Source organism: Metabacillus niabensis, from assembly GCF_902829255.1.
Taxonomy (GTDB): domain Bacteria; phylum Bacillota; class Bacilli; order Bacillales; family Bacillaceae; genus Metabacillus; species Metabacillus niabensis.
This window is the reverse complement of record NZ_CADEPK010000065.1, coordinates 1-4,513: the sequence shown is the minus strand read 5'-3', so window position 1 is coordinate 4,513 and position 4,513 is coordinate 1. Positions and strand designations below refer to the sequence as shown.

Below are 4,513 nucleotides of genomic sequence, written 5' to 3'. Positions count from 1 at the left end.
AATTTTGGTGACTTTCATTCATTTTAATATTAAGTAGCTCGTCAAGGTTTTGGCTTGCAATTAGTGTGAGATGCGATTCTATACCGTTTTCTTTTGCGATAACAAACATTTTCTTTCGGTACTCTTCAATTTTTGCATCAATAGATTTCACAAAAACCACCTCGCTCTTAGCTTTACTAGGTGGAAAAGCCCTAGTAATTCTATTATCGGATATTTTTTCCTATTGTAAAGGGTTTCGGAGCATTTTTTTTACAATTTTCATAAAATTTTGATGGAATTACTATATTTAGTCATTTTAATCCTTGATAGATGCAATATTTTGAGATTCATATGAATAAAAAAAACATCCGAAAATACGAGGATTGTCGATTGTTTGTTGGTGAATAATGTTTTTAGGTAAAATGTTATGGGGGAAAAGATCTGGGGAAAAAGCAAAAAAGAGGGGGATAGAATATGGCAAGACCCCTATACATACTATTAGTAGAAACTAATACTATATAAGGGGTCCTTGGAAGGGGGTGTTACAATTTTCCTCGTCCATATCTAAATTGTGCATTCAATTGGCCTTGGAGCATCTTTTTCTTCATATCTGCTTCACTTTCACGCTGCTTTTCTTTTAATCTCATTTCTTTTAAAATTTCAGTTGTTTGGACACCATCTTCACGTTTATCAGCAATATCCATTAAGGTCTCGATATCGTTAAATGAGTATTTCCTTGTTCCTCTGTCATTACGATATGGAGCAATTAATTTTCTTTCCTCATAATAACGGATTTGTCTTAAGGTTAAACCGGTTAACTCACTAACTGTCCCAATTGAGATGACCTTTTTATCCTTATAAGAGCGGTCCTGCTGACTCATAACTCCACCCCTTTAAAGAAACATTCTTGATATTAGTATACTTTAATGTGTCAGAAAAAACTTCAATAATGTTATAAAATCTAACAAAGAAAGTCGGTTTCAAAAATGATGTTAGGAATAATGACAGGATGTGTGAATTATTATGTGAGAAATATTAATATGAGAAGTAATAAAAGGGGGTAGTGATGAAACGATCTTTTTATAGCACTTTAGATTGCTTTACAGGGGATACATCTACTAAAAGGAGATCATTGAGGTTTTGTAAATACTCTTTAGTGAATATAGTAGTGACATCTTCGAATTGATTTGTATCTAAATTAAAAACTGTTAATAATTCGAGTGATAAATGATCGGTTATTGCCATATATAACTGTAATGGTTTTGGTTCAGTTTCATTTAAAAAGAAAATTTTCGTTTTATTACCTATTTCTTCAACAGAAACTACACGTATTTTCATCGTTTCAACTCCTTGCGTCATTGAAACTATTTTCGCCGAATTACCATAAATTTAAACAAGAAGTATAGAAAGCTTCATTGCTGTTCATCCTTTTAACAGTTGAAGGAGGATAGTGATTGCTGTTAGCAGACTTATGTGTACATTTTACAATTGAAGAAAAAGACACTGTTAACTCTTTTAACAAAAATTAATATGTTGAAAGAGAATCTTAACACTGCCTTAACCAACAACTAACATTTCTACTGTAAGGTAAATAGTAGGAAAATAATAAAATGGAGATGACTTTCATGAGCAAAATGTTACAGAATGCACTTGAGGAGCAAAGAAATTATTATTCACAGAAATTACTTGCGATTGGTGTGTACAATTCACAGGTTTTAAATAAAATGACTCTTACAGAACTAAAAGATGAGTACAACTACTTTTATCGAAATGTTCCGCAAGTAAAGAGAAGAAGCTCTAATACAGCAAATTAATGGGCTTCTTCGCTCTTGATTATGAATATCGTTTTACCATATTAATAAAAAAATCATTTAATGAATCTACATTTGGCTTATTACGAAAATGAATTTTTTTCATTTTATCTTCAAGGAAAAATATCGATTCTTGAATAAATTTATCTAGCTCTTGCGAAGAGAATAAATGTTGCTCCTCACTTTTTACTTTTAGTAATGACTGAAATTGAGCCAAGAGCTTTTTATCATCAACATTGTTAAGAAAAAGTTCCTGAATTGTTCCATTAGGGAAACCTGAACCATTGAGAAGCGATAAGCACATCATAATCGGTCGAATACAATTTATGTATCGTTTTGGAGTACGATTTCTTTCCTTGTTTAAGGATTGGAAATTTTTCTTAGCCATATGAACATAATGGTATAGCAAACTAGGAATCGAGCAAAATTGTTGTGATAAATTCTTTAGATTTTTTAAAAACGCATCATCACTTCGATAAATAATCGGCGAATGGATCCATTCCAATAAACTTGGATTTGAGTTGTATAAAAGTTTTAATGCCTTTTTTAAGTCCCAGCCAACAAGCTCGATAGTTGGGGGAATTGTTTTTTCAAACACATCGCGCTGTTCAAATAGTTGGAGATACCAATCTGAATGATGTATGTAGATAAATCGAATATCATAGTCACTATTTGGTGATTGGGTACCCCAGGCACGACTTCCTGATTCACAAGCTAAAAGCACAGCTATTTTTTCTTCTGCTTCAATATTTTTTAGCGATTCAATAATTGTTTTTCTCATAGTAACCCCCGTCAATATCGCTTTTTTAAAAAAATAAATGATCTATTTCTTGGATTTGTCAGGAAAAACCTTCAAATTTTGATAAAATCATAGTAGAATTAAACAAAAATGAATTTTTTAATAAGAGGGCGATGAGATGAAACAATACACGGAAGAAGAATTACAAAATGCTTTAGATTTGTTTCGTATTTTTGCAAGGGCTTTCAAAAGTGTTTCTGAGCATTCCATTCGCGATAGCAAAGAGCATGGCTTTAACCCAACAGAGTTTGCAGTATTAGAATTGCTATATACGAGGGGACCACAAAAACTGCAACAAATTGGCTCACGACTTTTATTAGTAAGTGGAAATGTTACGTATGTAATTGATAAGCTTGAAAAAAATGAGTTTATCTATCGTGAGCAAGATCCGAAAGATAAGCGCTCTGTTTATGCAAAATTAACTGATAAAGGTCAGGCCTATCTAGATGAAATTTATCCAATTCATGCAATTCGGATTGCCCGTGCATTTTCAGGACTTTCACCAGAGGAACAAGTTCAGCTAAAAGCATTATTAAAAAAAGCTGGTGTACATAGTCAGCATTTGCTCTTTAGATGATTTTATTTGTAACCGTTACCACTAAGGGTTTGTTAAATCACTTAGTGGTAACGCTTACTTATGGTTGTTTGAAAGCTGCTTTAAATCGTGAATAATTGTCCGCAATTGGCTATCCTGTGGATGATGATAGTAATCAGAAAATGGGCAGCCTAACGTTTTAGTTCGATTTAGAACATTCTCCATTGTAAATTGCTCAACTGAAAGCTTGTCGTTTATTTCGTGCCAAAATAGCGGAGCGGCGATAAACGCACCTTCTTTTTTTCCTCGTAATGAATAGGGAGCAATAATTGTTTTTCCCTCTGCATGTTGGATGTAGTCGATGTACAATCTGGTTCCACGGTTCTTTTTTAAACGTTCTGTTGTAAAATCATCTGGAAAGCTATTAACAAGAAATTCGGCAATGAATTCAGTAAATATCCTAGTTTCTTCATAGCTAAGCGAATTTTTTGTTAAAGGAATATGAATTTGCAGACCTTTATTTCCTGAGAGCTTCGGATATGTTTGCAGCTGAAATTGCTCAAAGATTTGTTTCATTTCGTTAGCTGCCTTGATGGCTAATGAAAAATAGTCTCTAGAAGGCGGATCTAAGTCAAAGACGATTTCTGTTGGCATATGTGTATCAACTGTTTGGAACGGTACATGGTACTCAAACGCAAGCTGATTTCCAAGCCATAACAATGTCGACACATCATTACAAACGATATACTCGATTTCTTCCTGCTTTACTGTTTGAATAAAGCTTGGAGCATATTCTGGACAATTTTTTTGATAGAATGCTTCTCCAAACATGCCGTGAGGGAAGCGAATAACCGTTAATAAGCGATTTTTTATAAATGGAAGCATATAGTCTGAAATTTGTAAAAGATAGCTAATAAACGTTTCCTTTTTCACATCAGCTGTTTCCCACAATGGTTTTTGAAGATGGGTGAATTGAACCTCTCGATGAACTGGTGCTGTTGAAATAATTATTTGATCCCACGTGCACTCTTCAACAGTGTGGTCGAATCGAAATGACACGAATGATGGCTCACGAAGCTGACCTTTATATAGTGAAATAAACTGAAGATCAACAACGATTGCTGGATTCATTTTAATAAATGAAGCCGACTCATTTTGTTTATTTTGTTTCATAATTTGAATAAGTGAATCCCGTTCTTTACTAGTCATTCCATGGGAAAAAGCACCTGCTTGGTAAATCTCGTCATTTTTATAGACCCCAACATGAAAATAACCATTTTCCTTATCATATCCTGTAATAAAAAAGCTAGCTTGCTTATAATTTTTTATTTTTAACCATTGTTTCGTTCGTGCTCCACTTTCCCATTTGCTATTTTTATGCTTTGCAAT

7 protein-coding genes are annotated in these 4,513 nt (G+C 33.4%); 2 read left to right on the top strand and 5 right to left on the bottom strand.

The genetic code is table 11. From position 1 onward, the window contains the following. The 3 genes from HU235_RS25470 to HU235_RS07445 form a co-directional block, all read right to left on the bottom strand. On the bottom strand, positions 1-151 hold a 151-nt coding region (locus HU235_RS25470), incomplete at its 3' end, for an aspartyl-phosphate phosphatase Spo0E family protein (RefSeq protein ID WP_174879802.1). A gap of 370 nt (positions 152-521) precedes the next feature. Beyond that, the gene (locus tag HU235_RS07450) at positions 522-860 is read right to left on the bottom strand and encodes a MerR family transcriptional regulator (RefSeq protein WP_095301500.1); all 339 of its coding nucleotides are present in this window, start codon (positions 858-860) and stop codon (positions 522-524) included. A gap of 199 nt (positions 861-1,059) precedes the next feature. Beyond that, the gene (locus HU235_RS07445) at positions 1,060-1,317 is read right to left on the bottom strand and encodes a hypothetical protein (RefSeq protein ID WP_174879801.1); all 258 of its coding nucleotides are present in this window, start codon (positions 1,315-1,317) and stop codon (positions 1,060-1,062) included. Between the two features lie 287 nt (positions 1,318-1,604). Here HU235_RS07445 and fbpA point away from each other — a divergent pair, with 287 nt between their 5' ends. Further along, a complete protein-coding gene (gene fbpA / locus HU235_RS07440) occupies positions 1,605-1,793 on the top strand; it encodes a Fur-regulated basic protein FbpA (RefSeq protein WP_095301502.1) in 189 nt (62 codons plus the stop codon). 19 nt (positions 1,794-1,812) lie between these two features. Here the strand turns inward: fbpA and HU235_RS07435 are convergent, their stop codons facing one another. Continuing rightward, on the bottom strand, positions 1,813-2,571 hold the full coding sequence (locus tag HU235_RS07435) for a nucleotidyltransferase domain-containing protein (protein ID WP_174879800.1): 759 nt from the start codon (positions 2,569-2,571) through the stop codon (positions 1,813-1,815). A 136-nt stretch (positions 2,572-2,707) separates the two neighbouring features. Here HU235_RS07435 and HU235_RS07430 point away from each other — a divergent pair, with 136 nt between their 5' ends. Next, on the top strand, positions 2,708-3,166 hold the full coding sequence (locus HU235_RS07430) for a MarR family winged helix-turn-helix transcriptional regulator (protein ID WP_095301504.1): 459 nt from the start codon (positions 2,708-2,710) through the stop codon (positions 3,164-3,166). A gap of 54 nt (positions 3,167-3,220) precedes the next feature. Here the strand turns inward: HU235_RS07430 and ligD are convergent. Then, positions 3,221-4,513 (bottom strand): DNA ligase D (gene ligD, locus HU235_RS07425; protein ID WP_174879799.1); only part of this gene is annotated, 1,293 nt, incomplete at its 5' end.